General features: G+C 66.9%; 16 protein-coding genes. 3 read left to right on the top strand and 13 right to left on the bottom strand.

All coding sequences use genetic code 11. The features are described from left to right. Window positions 1-12 precede the first annotated feature (12 nt). From ACYDAT_RS06975 to ACYDAT_RS06940, 8 genes are all read right to left on the bottom strand, one after another. The gene (locus ACYDAT_RS06975) at window positions 13-1,986 is read right to left on the bottom strand and encodes an FUSC family protein (protein WP_461449188.1); all 1,974 of its coding nucleotides are present in this window, start codon (window positions 1,984-1,986) and stop codon (window positions 13-15) included. Between the two features lie 52 nt (window positions 1,987-2,038). Continuing rightward, entirely contained in the window at window positions 2,039-2,602 is a 564-nt protein-coding gene (gene efpL / locus ACYDAT_RS06970) for an elongation factor P-like protein EfpL (RefSeq protein WP_461449186.1), read from the bottom strand. 25 nt (window positions 2,603-2,627) lie between these two features. Then, the gene (locus tag ACYDAT_RS06965) at window positions 2,628-3,395 is read right to left on the bottom strand and encodes an SDR family NAD(P)-dependent oxidoreductase (RefSeq protein ID WP_461438387.1); all 768 of its coding nucleotides are present in this window, start codon (window positions 3,393-3,395) and stop codon (window positions 2,628-2,630) included. An 86-nt stretch (window positions 3,396-3,481) separates the two neighbouring features. Next, on the bottom strand, window positions 3,482-3,973 hold the full coding sequence (locus tag ACYDAT_RS06960; protein WP_461438386.1) for a GNAT family N-acetyltransferase: 492 nt from the start codon (window positions 3,971-3,973) through the stop codon (window positions 3,482-3,484). Further along, a complete protein-coding gene (locus tag ACYDAT_RS06955) occupies window positions 3,970-4,869 on the bottom strand; it encodes a hydroxymethylglutaryl-CoA lyase (RefSeq protein ID WP_461441022.1) in 900 nt (299 codons plus the stop codon). Before ACYDAT_RS06955 ends, ACYDAT_RS06960 begins: the two co-directional genes overlap by 4 nt. Continuing rightward, window positions 4,866-5,585 (bottom strand): alanyl-tRNA editing protein, encoded by a 720-nt coding sequence (locus tag ACYDAT_RS06950; protein ID WP_461438384.1) that lies wholly within the window; start codon window positions 5,583-5,585, stop codon window positions 4,866-4,868. The genes ACYDAT_RS06955 and ACYDAT_RS06950 overlap by 4 nt, the downstream gene beginning before the upstream one ends. Window positions 5,586-5,695: 110 nt before the next feature. Beyond that, window positions 5,696-7,678, bottom strand: coding sequence for an acetyl/propionyl/methylcrotonyl-CoA carboxylase subunit alpha (locus tag ACYDAT_RS06945; protein ID WP_461438383.1), 1,983 nt, complete (start codon window positions 7,676-7,678; stop codon window positions 5,696-5,698). Window positions 7,679-7,692: 14 nt separating this feature from the next. After that, the gene (locus ACYDAT_RS06940; RefSeq protein WP_461449184.1) at window positions 7,693-8,490 is read right to left on the bottom strand and encodes an enoyl-CoA hydratase-related protein; all 798 of its coding nucleotides are present in this window, start codon (window positions 8,488-8,490) and stop codon (window positions 7,693-7,695) included. A 112-nt stretch (window positions 8,491-8,602) separates the two neighbouring features. Here ACYDAT_RS06940 and ACYDAT_RS06935 point away from each other — a divergent pair, with 112 nt between their 5' ends. From ACYDAT_RS06935 to ACYDAT_RS06925, 3 genes are all read left to right on the top strand, one after another. Then, a complete protein-coding gene (locus ACYDAT_RS06935; RefSeq protein ID WP_461449182.1) occupies window positions 8,603-8,950 on the top strand; it encodes a cupredoxin domain-containing protein in 348 nt (115 codons plus the stop codon). A gap of 4 nt (window positions 8,951-8,954) precedes the next feature. After that, window positions 8,955-9,794, top strand: coding sequence for an FTR1 family iron permease (locus ACYDAT_RS06930; protein WP_461438381.1), 840 nt, complete (start codon window positions 8,955-8,957; stop codon window positions 9,792-9,794). A gap of 81 nt (window positions 9,795-9,875) precedes the next feature. Then, the gene (locus tag ACYDAT_RS06925) at window positions 9,876-10,628 is read left to right on the top strand and encodes a hypothetical protein (protein ID WP_461438380.1); all 753 of its coding nucleotides are present in this window, start codon (window positions 9,876-9,878) and stop codon (window positions 10,626-10,628) included. A gap of 59 nt (window positions 10,629-10,687) precedes the next feature. Here the strand turns inward: ACYDAT_RS06925 and ACYDAT_RS06920 are convergent, their stop codons facing one another. From ACYDAT_RS06920 to ACYDAT_RS06900, 5 genes are all read right to left on the bottom strand, one after another. Continuing rightward, window positions 10,688-12,292: a carboxyl transferase domain-containing protein gene (locus ACYDAT_RS06920; RefSeq protein WP_461449180.1), complete on the bottom strand. Its 1,605-nt coding sequence runs from the start codon at window positions 12,290-12,292 to the stop codon at window positions 10,688-10,690. A gap of 131 nt (window positions 12,293-12,423) precedes the next feature. Continuing rightward, window positions 12,424-12,669: a hypothetical protein gene (locus tag ACYDAT_RS06915; RefSeq protein WP_461438378.1), complete on the bottom strand. Its 246-nt coding sequence runs from the start codon at window positions 12,667-12,669 to the stop codon at window positions 12,424-12,426. Window positions 12,670-13,025: 356 nt separating this feature from the next. Then, window positions 13,026-14,201: an acetyl-CoA C-acyltransferase gene (locus tag ACYDAT_RS06910; RefSeq protein WP_461438377.1), complete on the bottom strand. Its 1,176-nt coding sequence runs from the start codon at window positions 14,199-14,201 to the stop codon at window positions 13,026-13,028. 99 nt (window positions 14,202-14,300) lie between these two features. After that, on the bottom strand, window positions 14,301-15,458 hold the full coding sequence (locus ACYDAT_RS06905) for an isovaleryl-CoA dehydrogenase (protein WP_461438376.1): 1,158 nt from the start codon (window positions 15,456-15,458) through the stop codon (window positions 14,301-14,303). A gap of 275 nt (window positions 15,459-15,733) precedes the next feature. Continuing rightward, window positions 15,734-16,834, bottom strand: coding sequence for a Glu/Leu/Phe/Val dehydrogenase dimerization domain-containing protein (locus tag ACYDAT_RS06900; protein ID WP_461438375.1), 1,101 nt, complete (start codon window positions 16,832-16,834; stop codon window positions 15,734-15,736). Between the last annotated feature and the right edge of the window lie 87 nt (window positions 16,835-16,921).

The following is a 16,921-nucleotide window of genomic DNA, read 5'->3' as shown; positions in this document are numbered from 1 at the left end:
CGGACGCAAATCTCAATCTGCGCCGGCGTTGGCTGCCGGTGCCGGCTGCAGCACGTTTTGCAGCGCGCGCAGTGCGTCGGCGAGACGCTGCAGAATCAGGCGCTCGCTGGGTACATCTGGCGGGGGCGGCAGCGCCACGTCGCGTGCGCCATCCAGATAGCGCGCGCAGGCGTTGACGCCTTCGGCGCATTGCCGCAGCCACGCCGCGGCCGCGGGCGCGGCGCGTTGCTCCGCGGGCAGCAACTCCAGACTCATCGCGCTGCGCACCAGGCGATTGGCGTGCGCGAATACGCGCTCAGCACGCATGCGCAGCTCCGCTGTGGCGAAGGGCTCGCCGCGCAGGCGCTCCAGCGAGGCCAGCGCGTTGACCCGCGCCAGACGCGATGCGGCGCGCATGTGCGTGAGCTGACGCGCATCGGCGCCGGCCAGTGCTTCGAGGTAATCGGCATACGCGCGCAGCATTGCCGCCAGTGCCGGTTGAATGCGCGTGCGTTCCCAGGTCGGCCACAACAGATAGCCGCCCAGCGCGGCGCCGCAGGCCAGCAAGGTGGCTATCAGGCGGTCGTGCATGGACTGCGCCGCCGATTCGCCCGCCAGCGCCAGCAGAATGACCACGGCGCCGGTCAGCGCGGCCACAGCCAGCAGGTAGTTGCTGTTGCCCAGCCAGCGAAACAAAAACGCCAGTACGCCCAGCAGCAGGATCGCGGCCAGGGTGCTGCTGCTGAGATTCAGCAGCAGCGTGGTCAGTAGCAGGCCGAGCACCGTGCCAAGCGCACGCTGCACGCCGAAGCTGAGCGTGGCGGCGAAATCCGCGCGCAGCACGATCGCCAGCGTCATCGGCAGCCAGTAACCGTGTGCCAGCCCGAGATAGCGCTCGACGGCCACGCCCAGCGCCAGCGCGACGCCCATGCGCAGCGCGTGGCGGAACGCCGCCGATTTCATGTTGAGGTTGGCGCGCAATTGCACCCAGGGCGAATCGCCGCGCAGTGCTGGCGGCAGGCTGCGGTCGTCGGCCGCCGCGCGCAGCTCGCCGGCACTGCCGGCCCAGTTGGCGTTGCGCACCGCGCGCGCCAGCGGCGCCAGCGCGGCGGCCTGCGCCATGCCGGCCGCCGCGGACTGCTGCTGCAGGCGCTGCAGCGCATCCGCGGCCGCGCTGCTCGGCGTGCCGGTCTGCAGCGCCGCGGCGATGGCATCGAGCACGGCGGCCGTATCGTGGCTCAGTGCCGGTGTGTGCACGGCATCGTCCGGGGCGAGCACATGCAGGCGCAATTGTTCCGCCGCGTCGAGCAGCACCAACAGTGCTTCGCTGGCGCGTCCACGCACGTCGTAGCCGCCGAGCAGCATGGTCTGCGCGTCCAGCAGGCGCTCGCTCAGCGGCGGTGCGTCATCGTCGCCAGGGCGCTGCCGCGTCAGTTGCGCCAGCTCGCGGTAGATCTGCGCCAGTAGCGTGCGCTGTGGGCGGCAGCGCCCCAGCGGCCAGGCCGCCACCGCCAGCAGCGCCTGCAGCAGCCCGCCGCCGAGCAGCAAGAGTCCATCCAGCGTGGCCTGTGGCAGCGGCATGGGCGAGGCGCCGGCGATCACCAGCAGAATCATGCTGGTCATGCCGATGCGCGATGCGGCCGCGCCGAACTGCACCAGCAGACCACCGCCGAATCCGAGCAGCAGGGCCAGCACGATCATGATCTCGCGCTGCGCGCCGAACACGAATCCTGCCCAGCCCGCCAGTGCCGCGCCCAGTGCGGCCATGGCGATGTGCGACAGCCGCTGCCGATAAGGGCCGGGCTGATCGGAAAACATCACCACCAGTGCGCCCAGTGCCAGCCAGATGCCGATGCCGAGTTTGCCGAAGGCTAGGCCGAGCAGCAGCGGCAGCACCACGCCGACGGTATTGCGCGTTGCCACGATCAGCGGCACATCGGGGCGGCTGAGGCGCAGCAGGTTGCTGTCCAGCGCGCCGCGCAGCGACCAGCGCGAATTCACCGGCATCTTGCTTCGCGTGCTGGATCGCCGGGCGCACCCATCGCCATCGTCGCGCGGCTCAGGCGCGGCCGGCGAATTCGCCGGTCAGCGTGCTGACCAGTACCTGGTCATCGACGCTGATGTAATCCGGCACCTGGATCTCCAGCCCCGTCTCCAGCCGCGCGGGCTTGGGGCGCTTGGTGGCGCTGGCACCCTTGAGTTCCGGTGCGGTCTCCACCACACGCAGCGCGACGCTGGACGGCAATTGCAGGCCCACCGGCTGCTCGTCGATCAACTGCACGTAGCAGCCGTCCAGGCCGTCGATGATGTAACCGGCGCCCTCGCCCAGCAGCTCGGCGCCGAGGATGTACTGGGTGTAGTCCTCGGCATCCATGAACACATAGCCGTCGGTATCCTTGTATGAGAAATGGGCCTGGCGGCGACTTAGTTCGACTTCGCGCAGCTCGTCGTCGGCGCGCAGGGTCAGGTCCAGGCGCTGGCCGCCGGGGATGGCGTACAGCGCGAAGCGATACGTGGTGTTGCCACCGCGCGCGGTGGGCGAGCTTTTCTCGACCTCGCGCACTTGCCATGTCCTGCCCGCGTGTTCGACGGCGTTGCCGCGCTTGATATCTGAGGCTTTCATAGGAGCGCTCGCAGGGTGTGGAGAGTCATTTCGGCTGCAGCCGGATCGCACCGTCTAGGCGGATCACGCTGCCGTTGAGATAGCGGTTGCCGAGGATGAAGGCCGTGGTTTCGGCGAATTCCTGCGGCTGACCGAGGCGCGGCGGGTAGGGCACCTGCGCGCACAGACTGTCGTAGACCTGCGCCGGCATGCCCTCGACCATGGGCGTGTGGAACACGCCAGGCGCGATGGTCATCACGCGCACGCCGATGCGCGCGAACTCGCGCGCCATGGGCAGGGTCATGCCCACCACGCCGCCCTTCGACGCGGCGTAAGCGGCTTGGCCGATTTGCCCCTCGAAGGCCGCGATCGAGGCGGTGAACACAATCACGCCGCGCTCGCCGTCTTCACCCGCGGCATTGTGCTGCATCAGGTTGGCGGCGGCCTTGGCCAGGTTGAAGCTGCCGATCAGGTTCACACCGACGGTGCGCGCGAAGCTGCTCAGCGGCATGGGGCCTTCCTTGCCCAGCACGCGCCCGGCGCCAAGAATGCCGGCGCAACTGATCGCGGCGTTGAGGCTGCCCATGGCCTCGGCCGCGCACGCGAGGTTGGCGGTCACTTCGTCCTCGTTGCCGACATCGGTGCGCAGGAATTGCGCCAGCGGTCCCAGCGCCTGCGCGGCTTGCGCACCGCGCTCGGCGTTGATATCCAGCAGGCATACGCGCGCGCCTTGACGTAGCAAATGCTCGGCCACGGCGTAGCCGAGGCCGGAAGCGCCGCCGCTGATCGCGGCCTTGATCTGATCGAGCTGCATGGGAGTTTCCGCGACCATCGAAAACGTGATTTTAGCCGCGTGCGGCGACTTGCGTTCGCTGACCAGGTGCGTAGATCAGGCGTGTATCAATCCAGTGTGCGCAGGTAGTAGCGATCACAGCCATGGTGGCCGGTACCGCCCATGGGTGTGGTGATGCGCGTGAAGCCCGACCGCAGATACAGCGTCTGCGCCGCATCCATGCCGGTGAGGGTCTCGATGTAGCATTGGCGGAAGCCGCTGGTGCGCGCGGCATCCAGACAGCACGCCATCAGCGCACGACCCGCGCCCATCCCGCGCAGCGCCGGCAGGAAATACATCTTGCGCAGCTCGCAGGTGTCCTCGGCGCCGCCGGCCAGTGGCGCGATGCCGCCGCCGCCTTCGATGGCACCGTCGCGCTCGATCACGAAATACGCGCTGCGCGGCGCCGCGTAGGCGCGGCTCATCCAGTCCACCTCGGGATCGTGGATGGCGAAGCCGGCACCGTCGGCGCCAAACTCGGGCATCACGCTGCGGATGATCGCCGCCATCGCGGCGTCATCGGCCGCCGCGATCGGGCGGATCAGGAACGCGGCGCTCATGCAGCCTCCGCCGCGCGCGCACGACCGACGCGACTGCCGGTGACGCGGCCCAATTGCGCGGCCAGCCAGTGGCCGCTGGCGACCAGCGCATCCAGATCCACGCCGGTGTGCAGGCCCATGCCGTGCAGCATGTAGATCACGTCCTCACTGGCCACATTGCCGCTGGCGCCGCGCGCATAAGGGCAGCCGCCGGTACCGGCGACGGCGGCATCGATCACGCGCACGCCTTCCTCCAGGCAAGCCAGAATGTTGGCCAGCGCCTGCCCGTAAGTATCGTGAAAATGCACCGCTAGCGTGGCCATCGGCACCGCTTCGCTGACCGCGCGCAGCATGGCGCGCGCCTTGGCCGGCGTGCCCACGCCGATGGTGTCGCCCAGCGAAATCTCGCCGCAGCCCAGCGCATGCAGGCGCGCGGCCACGCGCACCACGTCACTCAGCGGCACCTCGCCCTGATAGGGGCAGCCCAGCACCGTGGAGACATAGCCGCGCACCGTGACGCCATCGGCCAGCGCCTGCGTCAGCACCGGCTCGAAGCGCGCGATGGATTCATCGATCGAGGCGTTGATGTTCTTCTGGTTGAACGCTTCCGAGGCGGCGGTGAACACCGCGATCTCGGAAGCGCCGGCAGCGCGCGCGCACGCATAGCCATGCAGATTGGGTACCAGCACCGGATAGCGCACGCCGGGTCTGCGCCGCAGTCCGCGCATCACCGCCTCGGCGTCAGCCAGTTGTGGAATCCACTTCGGACTGACGAAACTGGTGGTTTCCACGGTGTCGTAACCGCAGGCCGCGAGGCGTTCGATCAGCTCGATCTTGATGGCGGTCGGCACGATGGCCTGTTCATTTTGCAGGCCGTCACGCGGCCCGACCTCGACCACGCGCACGTGTTCGTTCATGCCGCGTCCTCCGCAAAGCCCAGCACCACGCGACGGTTGCGCGTGCCCTTGCTTTCGATCTTGAGCACACGCACCACGCCGATCTCGCCGGTGCGCGCCACGTGCGTGCCGCCGCAGGGCTGCAGGTCGGCGCCGACGATCTCGATCAGGCGGATCTGCGGCAAGTGCATGGGTGGTTTGACTGTGAGCGTCTTGATCAGCTCCGGCTGCGCGGCCAGCTCGGCGCCGCTGATCAGGCGCGTGCTGACGGCAAGATCAGCCGTGATCAGCCGCGCCAGCTCGGTCTGGATATGCGCGGCATCGAGCGTGGCGCCATCGGTGTCGAAATCCAGCCGGCCGCTGTCGGCGCTCAGATTGCCCCCGGTCACGCCGTGAGGCACGACCGCCGAGAGCAGATGCAGACAGGTATGCATGCGCATGTGGCGGTGACGGCGTGCCCAATCGAGTTCAATATCGACGGTGCTGCCCACCGGCGAGGCGATCGCTCCTGGTTCGAGCAGATGCACGATGGCGCCGCTGTCGCGATCGCGACGGGTGTCGATGATGCGTTGCCGCTGGCCGGAAGCGTCGATCAGCCAGCCCGTGTCGCCGGGCTGGCCGCCACCCAGCGGATAAAACACGGTGGCTTCGAGTTCGACACCCGCATCGCGCACGGCGCTGATGCGCGTGGTGCAGTGCATCTGATAGGGAGTTTCAGCGTAGAGCGTGTGAGTCATGGATGCTTCCCGGAGTACGACGCGATGCCGTGAATGCAGAAGCCGTGCGGGCAGACATCATGCCCCACAGGCACTTTGCGGACACGTTCACGCAACGCAAATCGATGCCATCAACCGAGGCGGATCAGGACGCTGTCGGCCTCGACGAAATCGCCAGCCGCTGTCTGTACCGCCGCCACGGTGCCGGTGCGCGGCGCACGCAGCGACAACTCCATTTTCATTGCTTCCATCACCAGCAGCACCGCGCCGGCTTCGACCTCGGCGCCGACCGCGGTTTGTACCAGCACCACGCGACCGGGCATGGGCGCACGCACGGCATCGTCGTGCGTGGCACTGGCGCTTGCCGCGACGTAGGCCGGCACCAGCGTGAACCCGTGACGCGTGCCATCGTGCTGCACCTCCAGCACGCTGCCGGCGCGGTGCACGTGCAGACGCAACGCGCGGTCATCGACGCGCAAACTGAGCGCATCGGCATCCAGGCGCGCGCCGGCCACGACGAACGCGGCGTCGCAGCCGTCGACGTGCAGTTCGTAGTCACCGTCGTGGCCGCGAGCCAGCACGCGCAGACGTGTCTCGTCCTGCTGCAGAAACAACTCGCGCGCCGCGGCGCCCTGCATGCGCCAGGCGTCACGCGGTGCCCACGGCGAAGCATCCCCCCGCGCGTCGGCTTCTGCGTGCAGCAGTGCCGTGACCGCTGCCGCCACGATCGCCGTGGCGTTGAACTGCGCAGCGGCGGGCAGGAACTCGTCCAGCGCGCGATCGAGATAACCAGTGTCGATGCGCCCCTCGCGCACCGTGGGGTGCGCAATGAGTTGCTGCAGAAATGCCACATTCGATTTCGGACCTTGCACATGGCAGGCCGCCAGCGCCTCGGCGATGCGCGCCAGTGCGCGCGGACGGTCCAGATCCCAGGCTATGAGTTTGGCGATCATCGGATCGTAGAAGATGCTCACCGTGTCGCCTTCGATCACACCGCTGTCGATGCGCACGTGCGCTGAGGCAGCCGGCAGGGCCAGATGTTCGAGCCTGCCCGAACCGGGCAGAAAGCCCTGCGCAGGGTCTTCGGCATACAGGCGCAGCTCGATGGCGTGGCCGTGCTGCGGCGGCGTGCCCCGCAGCAGCGCTGGCGGCAGCGACTCACCCGCGGCCACGCGCAGTTGCAGCTCGACCAGATCCAGGCCCAGCGTCAGCTCAGTGATCGGATGCTCCACCTGCAGGCGCGTGTTGAGTTCCATGAAATGGAATTCACCCCGCGGACTGACGATGAACTCCACCGTGCCGGCGTTGCTGTAATCCAGCGCCTTGCCGGCGGCGATGGCGGCGGCGCCCATGTGCGCGCGCAGTTTCGTGGTCAGAAACGGCGAGGGGGTTTCCTCCATCACCTTCTGGTAACGGCGTTGCGCCGAGCACTCGCGCTCGTTGAGGTGGATCACGTGGCCGTGGCTGTCGCCAAAGATCTGAAACTCGATGTGGCGCGGATGTTCGATGTAGCGCTCCAGCAACACGCGCGCGTTGCCGAAGGCGCCTTGCGCCTCGCGCTGGCACGCAGCCAGTGCCTGCGCGAATTCACCGGTTGCGCGCACGATGCGCATGCCCTTGCCGCCGCCGCCGTGGGCAGCCTTGATCATCAACGGAAAGCCGATGCGCTCGGCCTCGCGCGCCAGCAGCGCCGGATCCTGATCGGTGCCGGTGTAGCCGGGCACCACCGGCACGCCGTGCGCGGCCATCAGATCCTTGGCGCCGGCCTTGGAGCCCATCGCGCGCATCGACGCCGCGCGCGGACCGATGAATGCAAGCCCGGCACGTTCGACGGCCTCGGCGAAGTCGGCATTCTCGGAGAGAAAACCGTAGCCGGGGTGAATGGCCTCGGCGCCGTTGGCCCGCGCGGCGTCGAGGAGGGTCTCGCCGCGCAAATAACTGTCCTGCGGCCGCGGTCCGCCGATTGGCAAGGCCACATCGGCCAGGCGCACGTGCTGCGCATCGGCGTCCGCTTGCGAATAGACCGCGATGGTTTCAATGCCCAGTTTGCGGCAACTGCGGATGATGCGACAGGCGATCTCGCCGCGGTTGGCGATGAGGATACGTTTGAACATGCGCGCGGTCGTGCTCATTCGGAGGGTGCGATCCAGCACGGCGATCTCTTGTCCAGAAACGCGCCGAGACCTTGCTGGCCCTCGGGCGAAACGCGCAACGTGGCGATCAGCGTGGCATGTTCACGATCGAGTGCATCGGTGCTGTCCGGCGTCATCCCGGACAGCCGCAGCGCGAGCCGCTTGGCCTCGTGCTGGGCCAGCGGCCCGCCCTTGCCCAGTGCATGCAGGGCGCGATCGACCGCAACGTCCAGATCCGCTGCCGGCACGCACTGGTGCAGCAGCCCGATGCGCAGGGCTGCGGCGGCATCGAACACTTCCCCGCTGACGAACAGCCGCCGCGCATGACGTGCGCCGATCGCCGCGACGACGTAGGGCGAGATCACCGCCGGCACCAGACCAAGCTTGACCTCGCTGAGCGCGAACTTGGCGCCCTCGATGCCGATCGCGATGTCGCAGCAGGCGATCAAGCCGACGCCGCCACCGTAAGCCGCGCCGTTGACGCGGGCGAGGGTCGGTTTGGACAGGAAATTGAGCGTGCGCATCAGCGTCGCGAGGCGCAGCGCATCGGCGCGATTCTCCTCGGCGCCTGCAGTCGCCATGCGCCGCATCCAGTCCAGATCCGCCCCGGCCGAATAAGTGCTGCCGCTGCCGGTCAGCACCACGGCGCGCACGCTCGGGTCGGCATCGGTCTCCAGCAGCGCCTCGGTCAACTGCGCGATCAGGTCATCGTCGAAGGCGTTGTGCACTTGCGGGCGGGCCAAGGTCAGGCGGGCGACAGCTCCCGTGCGGGTGATTTCGAGTGGACTGGACATGCGAACTCCCGGGCAGGGCGGGAATGATAGCGGGCCGGACCACGGGACTCTTGCCATCTTGTAATAGCAAATACGAATCGTTATTATTCGCTACATCTTTGGAGGACTCGTCATGCCGCATCGCATTTCCATTCTCTTGTCCGGTGTGCTCGCGTTTGCAGCCACGGGTACTGCGCGCATTGCAGTGGCCGCCGAACCGCTGACGCTCCGGCTGGCGATCGTGAACCATCGCTTTCAGCCGGTCACGCTGACGATTCCCGCCAACACCAAGGTGAAGCTGGTGGTCGAGAACCGCGACGCCACGCCGGAGGAGTTCGAGAGCAACGACTTCGACCGCGAGAAGGTGATCCTTCCGAACAGCAGCGCGGTGATCTTCGTCGGTCCGCTGCGGCCGGGGCAGTACCACTTTTTCGGTGAGTTCAACCCTGCGACGGCGCAGGGCTTGCTGCGCGTGGAGTGAGACCATGCTCGCGATTGCCCTGCTGGTGTTCCGTGAGGTGCTCGAGGCGGCGCTGATCGTCTCGATCGTGGCCGCGGCGACGCGCGGCGTGTCACGCCGCGGTGTGGCACTTCTAGGTGGCATCAGTCTGGGCGTGCTCGGCGCGGTGCTGGTGGCGCTGGGCGCCGGTCGCATCGCCGCGCTGTTCAGCGGCGTCGGCCAGGAGGTCTTCAACGCGACGGTGCTGTTGGCGGCGGTGCTGATGATCGCCTGGCATGTCGTCTGGATGGCATCGCACGGGCGCGAACTGGCCGCGCGCATGCAGGGCGTGGGGCAGGCCGTGCGCGCTGGCGCCAGCCCGCTGGCCGTGCTGGTCGTGGTGGTGGCGCTGGCGGTGCTGCGCGAGGGCTCCGAGGTGGTGCTGTTCCTCTACGGCATGCTCGCCGACGGCGCCGGCCACCTGAGTGCGGGACTGGCGCTGGGCCTCACGGCCGGCATGACGATCGGCTTGCTGCTGTACTTCGGTCTGTTACGCATCCCGCTGCGGCATTTTTTCGGCGCCACCAATGCGCTGTTGATCCTGCTGGCGGCCGGGCTGGCGGCGGACGCGATGGCGTTCCTGGTGCAGGCCAACTTGCTACCGGCGCTGGGCGAGCCGCTCTGGAATACCGGTGCGCTGCTCAGCGAGCGCTCGCTGCCGGGCCAGGCATTGCACGTGCTGGTGGGCTACACCGCACGGCCGACGCCGATCCAGTTGCTGGCCTGGCTGGCGACGGTCATGTTGCTGAGCGTCGGCATGCGCTTCGCGGGGAGGCCGGCGCGCGGGATGCGCCCGGAGGCGGCACGACGCGCCATGACCGACTGAATTTTCCTCGTTCCGCAATCACTGTGCCGCCGCGGCGCGCAGGTTCCGTTCGCTTCGATTCCAGACACCAGGGGTATTCCGATGATCCGCAACCGATTGTTGATTCGCTGCCATCGCGCGCTCGCGCTGCTGCTGCTCGCGTGCGTACCGGCGTTGACGCAGGCTGGCCCCGCGTCCAAGGTTTACACACCCCAGGTCAGCTACGGCGAGTGGGAGCTGGAGCTGCGCGGCGGTGCCCAGCAGTGGCCTGGCCAGTCCGGCGACCGCGCGCAACAGTATGTCACCGACATTGGCTACGGCATCGCGCCACGCTGGTTCACCGAACTCGCGGTGTTCTACGCCAAGATGCCGGGTAATGCCGCGCGGATCGAGGGCTACGAATGGGAGAACGTGTTCCAGCTGACCGAGATCGGCGAATACTGGATGGACGTCGGCCTGTTCGCCGAAATCGCCCACGATCGGATCGAGAAAAAGAATTACATCGAGCTGGGGCCGATGTTGCAGAAGGAATTCGGTCGCGCCCTGGTCAACCTCAACCTGCTGTTCACGCGCGGCCTCGCCAGCGATCGCGAGCCCGGCACCGAATTCGAGTACGCATGGCAGTGGAAGTGGCGCGGCAACGCGCTGTTCGAGCCGGGCCTGCAGGGTTTCGGCTCGTTCGGTCGCATCGGCTACCTGCATGCCGCCGAGAACAAGCTCGGTCCGGCATTCTTCGGACGCGCCGCGCTGGGTGCCGGACGCACGCTGAAGTACGACGCCGCGCTGCTGTTTGGTACCGTCAACGGCTCGCCCGACCGCACGCTGCGCTTCCAGTTGGAATATGAGTTTTTCTGAGTGGTCGCAGTGGCGCAGTGCAACTTCGCGTGCGCAAGCACCGCTGAATCCGAGCGGCGCTACATGCGGAACACGCCGAAGCGCGTGGATTCGATCGGGGCGTTGAGGCTCGCCGAGATCGCCAGCCCCAGCACGCGCCGCGTATCGATAGGATCGATGATGCCGTCGTCCCACAGTCGGGCGGTGGCGTACCAGGGATGGCCCTGGTGCTCGTACTGCGAGCGGATCGGAGCCTTGAAGGCTTCCTCATCTTCGCTGCTCCAGATCCTGCCCTGCGCTTCGAGGCCGTCGCGGCGCACCGTGGCCAGCACGCTGGCGGCCTGCTCGCCGCCCATCACGCTGATGCGCGCGTTGGGCCACATCCACAGAAAGCGCCCTCCGTAGGCGCGCCCGCACATGGCGTAATTGCCAGCGCCGAAGCTGCCACCGATGACCACGGTGAACTTGGGTACCGCGGCGCAGGCGACGGCGGTGACCATCTTGGCGCCGTCACGGGCGATGCCGCCATTTTCGTATTTTTTCCCCACCATGAAGCCGGTGATGTTTTGCAGGAATATCAGCGGCACGCCGCGCTGTGCGCACAGCTCGATGAAGTGCGCGCCTTTGAGCGCGGACTCGGAAAACAGAATCCCGTTGTTGGCCACGATGCCCACCGGGAAGCCCCACAGGTGCGCGAAGCCGGTCACCAGCGTCTTGCCGTAGCGTGCCTTGAACTCGTGGAACTCGGAGTCGTCGACCAGGCGCGCGATGATCTCGTGTACGTCGTAGGGTTGGCGCGCGTCCAGCGGCACGATGCCGTACAGTTCATCGGCGGCAAGGCGTGGCGCGCGCGGAGCTTGCGGCGGCTGCGGTGCGGCGGGGCGGTTGCTCTGGGTGATGGCATCGCGCGCCAGTTGCAGGGCGTGGCGGTCGTTCTCGGCGTAGTGGTCGGCCACCCCCGAGATCGCGGTGTGCACATCGGCGCCGCCCAGCGCCTCGGCATCGACGATCTCACCGGTGGCGGCTTTCACCAGCGGCGGACCACCGAGAAAAATCGTGCCCTGGTCCCTGACGATGATGGTCTCGTCGCTCATCGCCGGCACGTAAGCGCCACCGGCGGTGCACGAGCCCATCACCACCGCGATCTGGGCGATGCCCAGCGCGCTCATGCGTGCCTGGTTGTAGAAGATGCGGCCGAAATGCTCGCGGTCGGGAAACACCTCGTCCTGCAACGGCAGGAAGGCGCCACCGGAATCCACTAGGTACACGCAGGGCAGGCGGTTTTCCAGCGCAATCTCCTGCGCGCGCAAGTGTTTTTTCACCGTCATCGGGAAGTAGGTGCCGCCCTTGACCGTGGCGTCGTTGGCGATCACCAGCACTTCGCGACCGTGCACGCGGCCGATGCCGGCGATCAGCCCGGCAGCCGGCGCCTGGCCCTCGTACATGCCGTGCGCGGCCAGCGGGGCGATTTCAAGAAACGGACTGCCGGCATCCAGCAGCACGCTGATGCGCTCGCGCGGCAGCAGCTTGCCGCGTGCGCAGTGCTTGTCGCGTGCTTTGGCGTCGCCACCGGCGGCGGCGCGGTCCAGTTGCTGGCGCAGATCCGCCACCAGGCTGCGCATGCGCTCGGCGTTAGCGAGGAACTCGGGGGAGCGCGCATCGATGCGCGTGGTGAGAATGCTCATGCTCTCGGCCGCTTGAATGCCTGTGCATGATAAGGGCGTGTCGGTGGCGGCGATACCCGCGCGCGGACGATTCCGTGGACAAAAAAACCGGCCGCAACTGCGACCGGTTTTTCGTGATCGGGATGAACCGATCAGCCGCCGTGAGCAGCGGTGCTGGGTTCAGCCGGAGCCGCAGCCGTGGTGGCCGGAGCCGGGGCAGCGGTGCTGGCCGAAGCCGGAGCAGCGGCCGTGCTGGACATGGCCGGGGCCGGAGCCTCAGTCGGTGCCATGGCAGCCGAACTGGCGGCGGCCGGAGCCTGCTCGCTGGATTCCTGATGGCTGCAAGCAGCCAGCAACGCAACCAGCGAAGCCGCAAAAATGATGCGGGTGAGCTTCATTGTGTGTCTCTCCTAAATGCCGTGAGTGCCAAAGGATGGCCGCCATATTAAAACGCGACTTTAACGCCGGCGCCAGTGGGAGCATGCCACAAAAACGCACTCCCGCAAGCGGCCCGGCTTCCAATCGTCGTCTGCTCTGCGCTGACGCGGGCCCGACGTCAGCGCAGAAAACCTGTCCGGTACAAAGCCGCCGCAATGAATTCCCCATTGCTGCAAGCTCGGCCATTGTGGGCGCAAGCGCCGCGTAACGACCGGTCAACCCGGAAACCATACTGCTATTTAACGACAATACACGCGCGCAAGCCAGTGCAGCACAAGGTCGCGGCATCAGCGGCGCGGGTTGCGCGCATACGATTTCAAGCCAATTCGATGGCGATGGCGGTGGCCTCGCCGCCGCCGATGCACAGCGCTGCGACGCCGCGCTTGACCTTGCGCTGGGTCATGGCGTGGATCAGAGTCACGATCAGGCGCGCGCCGCTGGCACCGATGGGGTGACCCAGCGCGCAGGCGCCGCCGTGTACGTTGAGGCGTTCGTGCTTGATGCCCAGCTCGCGCATCGGTGCCATCGCCACCACCGCGAAGGCCTCGTTGACCTCGAACAAATCGACGTCCTCGACGCGCCAACCGGCCTTGTCCAGCACTTTCTGGATGGCACCCACCGGCGCGGTGGTGAACCACTCCGGCTCCTGCGAGTGGGTGGCGTGCGCGATCACGCGCGCCAGCGGCTTGAGGTTGCGGCGCACTGCGTCCTCGGCGCGCAGCAGCACCAGCGCCGCAGCGCCATCGGAAATGCTCGATGAACTGGCCGCGGTGATCGTGCCGTTGTCCTTGCGGAACGCCGGCTTGAGGCTGGGGATCTTGCCGATGTCGCAACGACCGGGCTGCTCGTCGGAGCTGAATTCGAGCTCGCCCTTGCGCGTGGACACTTTCACCGGAACGATCTCGCCAGCGAAAGCGCCGCTTTGTTGCGCGGCCAGCGCGCGACGCACCGACTCGGCCGCGAACGCATCCTGTGCTTCGCGCGTGAAGTGGTACTTGTCGGCGCACAGCTCGCCGAACACGCCCATGGCCTTGCCGTCGTAGGGGTTGGTCAGGCCATCCCAGGCCATGTGATCGACCAGCGTGCCCTCGCCGTAGCGGATGCCGATGCGCGCCTGCAGCATGTGCGGGGCGTTGGTCATCGACTCCATGCCGCCGGCGACCACGACATCGGCGCTGCCGGCGCGGATCAGATCATGCGCCAGCATCACCGCCTTCATGCCCGAGCCGCAAACCTTGTTGATCGTGGTGCAGCCGGCGCTGGCCGGCAGGCCCGCGGCCAGCGCGGCCTGACGCGCCGGCGCCTGCCCGAGATTGGCGGGCAGCACGCAGCCCATGATCACCTCGGACACTTGATCAGGCGCGAGCCCGGCGTGTGCCAGCGCGGCGCGGATCGCGGTGGCGCCCAGCGTGGGTGTGGGCACGCCGGTGAACTGGCCGAGGAACGAGCCGATCGCGGTGCGCTTGGCGCCGGCGATGATGATGTCAGACATTGCTGTACTCCGTGCGGCAGGGGGTGCCGCGAATCATGGAAAGGCCCAATTATCACGCCGTCTGTTGCGCTGCCGCAAACGTGTTCGGCGCATATTGCATCAGGACTTGCCGTGGAACAGCTCGCGCCCGATCAGCATGCGCCGGATCTCGTTGGTACCGGCGCCGATGGCGTAGAGCTTGGCGTCGCGCAGGATGCGCCCGGTCGGGTAGTCGTTGATGTAGCCGTTGCCGCCCAGCGCCTGGATCGCCTCCAGCGCCACCTGTACCGCGTTCTCGCTAGCCAGCAGCAGGCACGAGGCCGGATCGATGCGCGAGCGCTGCTTGCGGTCGAACTGCTGCGCGACCATGTAGGCATAGGCGCGCGTCGATTGCAGCGCGGTGTACATATCCGCAATCTTGGCCTGCATCAGCTCGAAGGTACCGATCGGCGCGTTGAACTGCTTGCGCTCGCGCACGTAGGGCAGGGTGATGTCCAGCGCCGCCTGCATCAGCCCGATCGGGCCGCCGGCCAGCACCAGACGCTCGCTGTCGAGGCCACTCATCAGCACGCGCACGCCTTCGTTGACCTCGCCGACGCGGTTGGCGTCGGGGATCGCGCAGTTCTCGAACACCAACTCGCAGGTGTTGGAGCCGCGCATGCCCAGCTTGTCCAGCTTTTGCGCGGTGGAGAAACCCGGCATGCCTTTCTCGACGATGAAGGCGGTCATGCTGCGGCTGCCGGCCTCACGTCCACTGGTGCGCAGATACACCACCAGCACATCGGCGTTGGGGCCGTTGGTGATCCACATTTTCGAACCGTTGGCGATCCAGTGATCGCCCTTGCGTTCGGCGCGGCACGCCATCGAGCCGACCACATCGGAGCCGGCACCAGGTTCGCTCATGGCCAGCGCGCCGATCCACTCGCCACTGCACAGCCTGGGCAGATAACGTGCGCGCTGCTCGGTGCTGCCGTTGAGAAAGATATTGTTGACGCACAAATTGCTGTGCGCGCCGTAGCTCAGGCCGACCGAACCCGAGGCGCGCGAGATTTCCTCCATCGCCACCAGGTGCGCGAGGTAACCCATGCCGCTGCCACCGAACTCGGGCGCCACGGTGATGCCGAGCAGGCCCAGCTCACCCAGCTTGCGCCAGAGGTCGTCGGGGAACTCGTTCTCGCGATCGATGCGATCCGCGCGCGGCGCGATTTCCTTGTCCGCAAACGCGCGCACGCTGTCGCGCAGCAGATCGAGGTCTTCATCGAGGGAGAACGGGCGCATGGGGGTCAGCCGGTAGCAGGGAACGGGTAACCGGTAGCTGGAAGCAGGCAACCGGTAGCCGGTAACCGGAAGCCAGAAGCGGGAGCGGCTATGGACTTGCGCAGGACTCGCAACTCGAGCAAGTGCCAGGAAGACACTTGCTCAACAATCGGGCGGCTTGCTTTTGAACGGGAGGTCGAAGTCAGCGGCAGCACGATGCAAGTCTCCGTCGCTCAGTGTGATGGAAGACTGGATAACCGGCTACCGGATTCCTGTTCCCGGTTACCGCGCTTCACTCACTGCCCACGCATGCGCCCCAGAAAGCGTGGGCCGTTGCCCATGGTTGGCAGCTTGATCTTGCCGATGGTGGCGATGCGCTCCTCGGCCATGCGGTCGGCGGCCTTGTAGGTGGCGATGCCGTCACGATCCGCGATCTGGAAGATACGCCCGACGTTGTAGTAGATCGTGCGCATCATGCGCATGGCGCGTTCGCGGTTGTAGCCGTCGATTTCCAGCGACACGTTCATCACGCCGCCGGCGTTCACCGCGTAATCGGGCGCGTACAGAATGCCGCGCCGGGTCACTTCATCGCCGATGGCGTCGTTGGCCAACTGGTTGTTGGCAGGACCGCAGATGATCTTGCACTTGAGGCGCGGCAGGGTTTGCTCATTGACGGTGCCACCCAGCGCGGCCGGGCTGTAGACATCGGCATCGACATCGTAGATATCATCCAGTCCCACCGCCTCGCAGCCGAATTCATCCACGCAGCGCTGCACCGCGACCTTGTTGATGTCGGTCACGAACACCTTGGCGCCCTGCTCGCGCAGCAGCTTGACGAATTCCAGGCCAACGTGGCCGACGCCCTGCACTGCGTAGCTGGGCTTGCCCACGTCCTCATGCCCGTACTTGTGGTTGAGCGCGGCCATCAGGCCTTGCAGGGTGCCGTAGGCGGTGAACGGCGAGGGATCGCCCGAGCCACCGTGCACCTGATGCACGCCAGTGACGAATTCGGTTTCGCGAAACACGTATTCCATGTCGTTGACATCGATGCCAACGTCCTCGGCGGTGATGTAGCGGCCGCCCAGCGATTGCACGAAGCGGCCGAATGCGCGGAACAGCGCCTCGGACTTGTCCCTGGTCGGATCACCGATGATCACCGCCTTGCCACCACCCAGGTTCAGGCCGGCCACGGCGTTCTTGTAAGTCATGCCGCGCGACAGGCGCAGCACGTCGTTCAGCGCTTCCTGCTCGGTCTTGTACGCCCACATGCGCAGTCCGCCCAGCGATGGCCCGAGCACGGTGTTGTGGATGGCGATGATGGCCTTCAGGCCAACATCCTTCTGATGGCAAAACACCACCTGCTCGTGACCGTAGGTTGCGAGGGTTTCGAAGATCATCGATGACTACTCCAGGAAATGGAGCCGCCAGCGCGGGCGGCGAAAGAAAAGTGTGGGAGCCAGCACCGGCGCGTTGCGCGCGGTGGC

This window comes from Metallibacterium sp., assembly GCF_054637675.1.
Note: the sequence above shows the minus strand (reverse complement) of the source record. Positions and strands in the feature narration are given on the sequence as shown.

Coding starts and splice junctions, on each gene's coding strand:
- ACYDAT_RS06915 (WP_461438378.1), bottom strand. CDS start 12,669: ATGAAGCTCACCCGCATCATTTTTGCGGCTTCGCTGGTTGCGTTGCTG.
- ACYDAT_RS06930 (WP_461438381.1), top strand. CDS start 8,955: ATGCTCGCGATTGCCCTGCTGGTGTTCCGTGAGGTGCTCGAGGCGGCG.
- ACYDAT_RS06950 (WP_461438384.1), bottom strand. CDS start 5,585: ATGACTCACACGCTCTACGCTGAAACTCCCTATCAGATGCACTGCACC.
- ACYDAT_RS06965 (WP_461438387.1), bottom strand. CDS start 3,395: ATGCAGCTCGATCAGATCAAGGCCGCGATCAGCGGCGGCGCTTCCGGC.
- ACYDAT_RS06920 (WP_461449180.1), bottom strand. CDS start 12,292: ATGAGCATTCTCACCACGCGCATCGATGCGCGCTCCCCCGAGTTCCTC.
- ACYDAT_RS06910 (WP_461438377.1), bottom strand. CDS start 14,201: ATGTCTGACATCATCATCGCCGGCGCCAAGCGCACCGCGATCGGCTCG.
- ACYDAT_RS06900 (WP_461438375.1), bottom strand. CDS start 16,834: ATGATCTTCGAAACCCTCGCAACCTACGGTCACGAGCAGGTGGTGTTT.
- ACYDAT_RS06940 (WP_461449184.1), bottom strand. CDS start 8,490: ATGTCCAGTCCACTCGAAATCACCCGCACGGGAGCTGTCGCCCGCCTG.
- ACYDAT_RS06925 (WP_461438380.1), top strand. CDS start 9,876: ATGATCCGCAACCGATTGTTGATTCGCTGCCATCGCGCGCTCGCGCTG.
- ACYDAT_RS06955 (WP_461441022.1), bottom strand. CDS start 4,869: ATGAACGAACACGTGCGCGTGGTCGAGGTCGGGCCGCGTGACGGCCTG.
- ACYDAT_RS06960 (WP_461438386.1), bottom strand. CDS start 3,973: ATGAGCGCCGCGTTCCTGATCCGCCCGATCGCGGCGGCCGATGACGCC.
- ACYDAT_RS06905 (WP_461438376.1), bottom strand. CDS start 15,458: ATGCGCCCGTTCTCCCTCGATGAAGACCTCGATCTGCTGCGCGACAGC.
- ACYDAT_RS06975 (WP_461449188.1), bottom strand. CDS start 1,986: ATGCCGGTGAATTCGCGCTGGTCGCTGCGCGGCGCGCTGGACAGCAAC.
- ACYDAT_RS06935 (WP_461449182.1), top strand. CDS start 8,603: ATGCCGCATCGCATTTCCATTCTCTTGTCCGGTGTGCTCGCGTTTGCA.
- ACYDAT_RS06945 (WP_461438383.1), bottom strand. CDS start 7,678: ATGTTCAAACGTATCCTCATCGCCAACCGCGGCGAGATCGCCTGTCGC.
- efpL (WP_461449186.1), bottom strand. CDS start 2,602: ATGAAAGCCTCAGATATCAAGCGCGGCAACGCCGTCGAACACGCGGGC.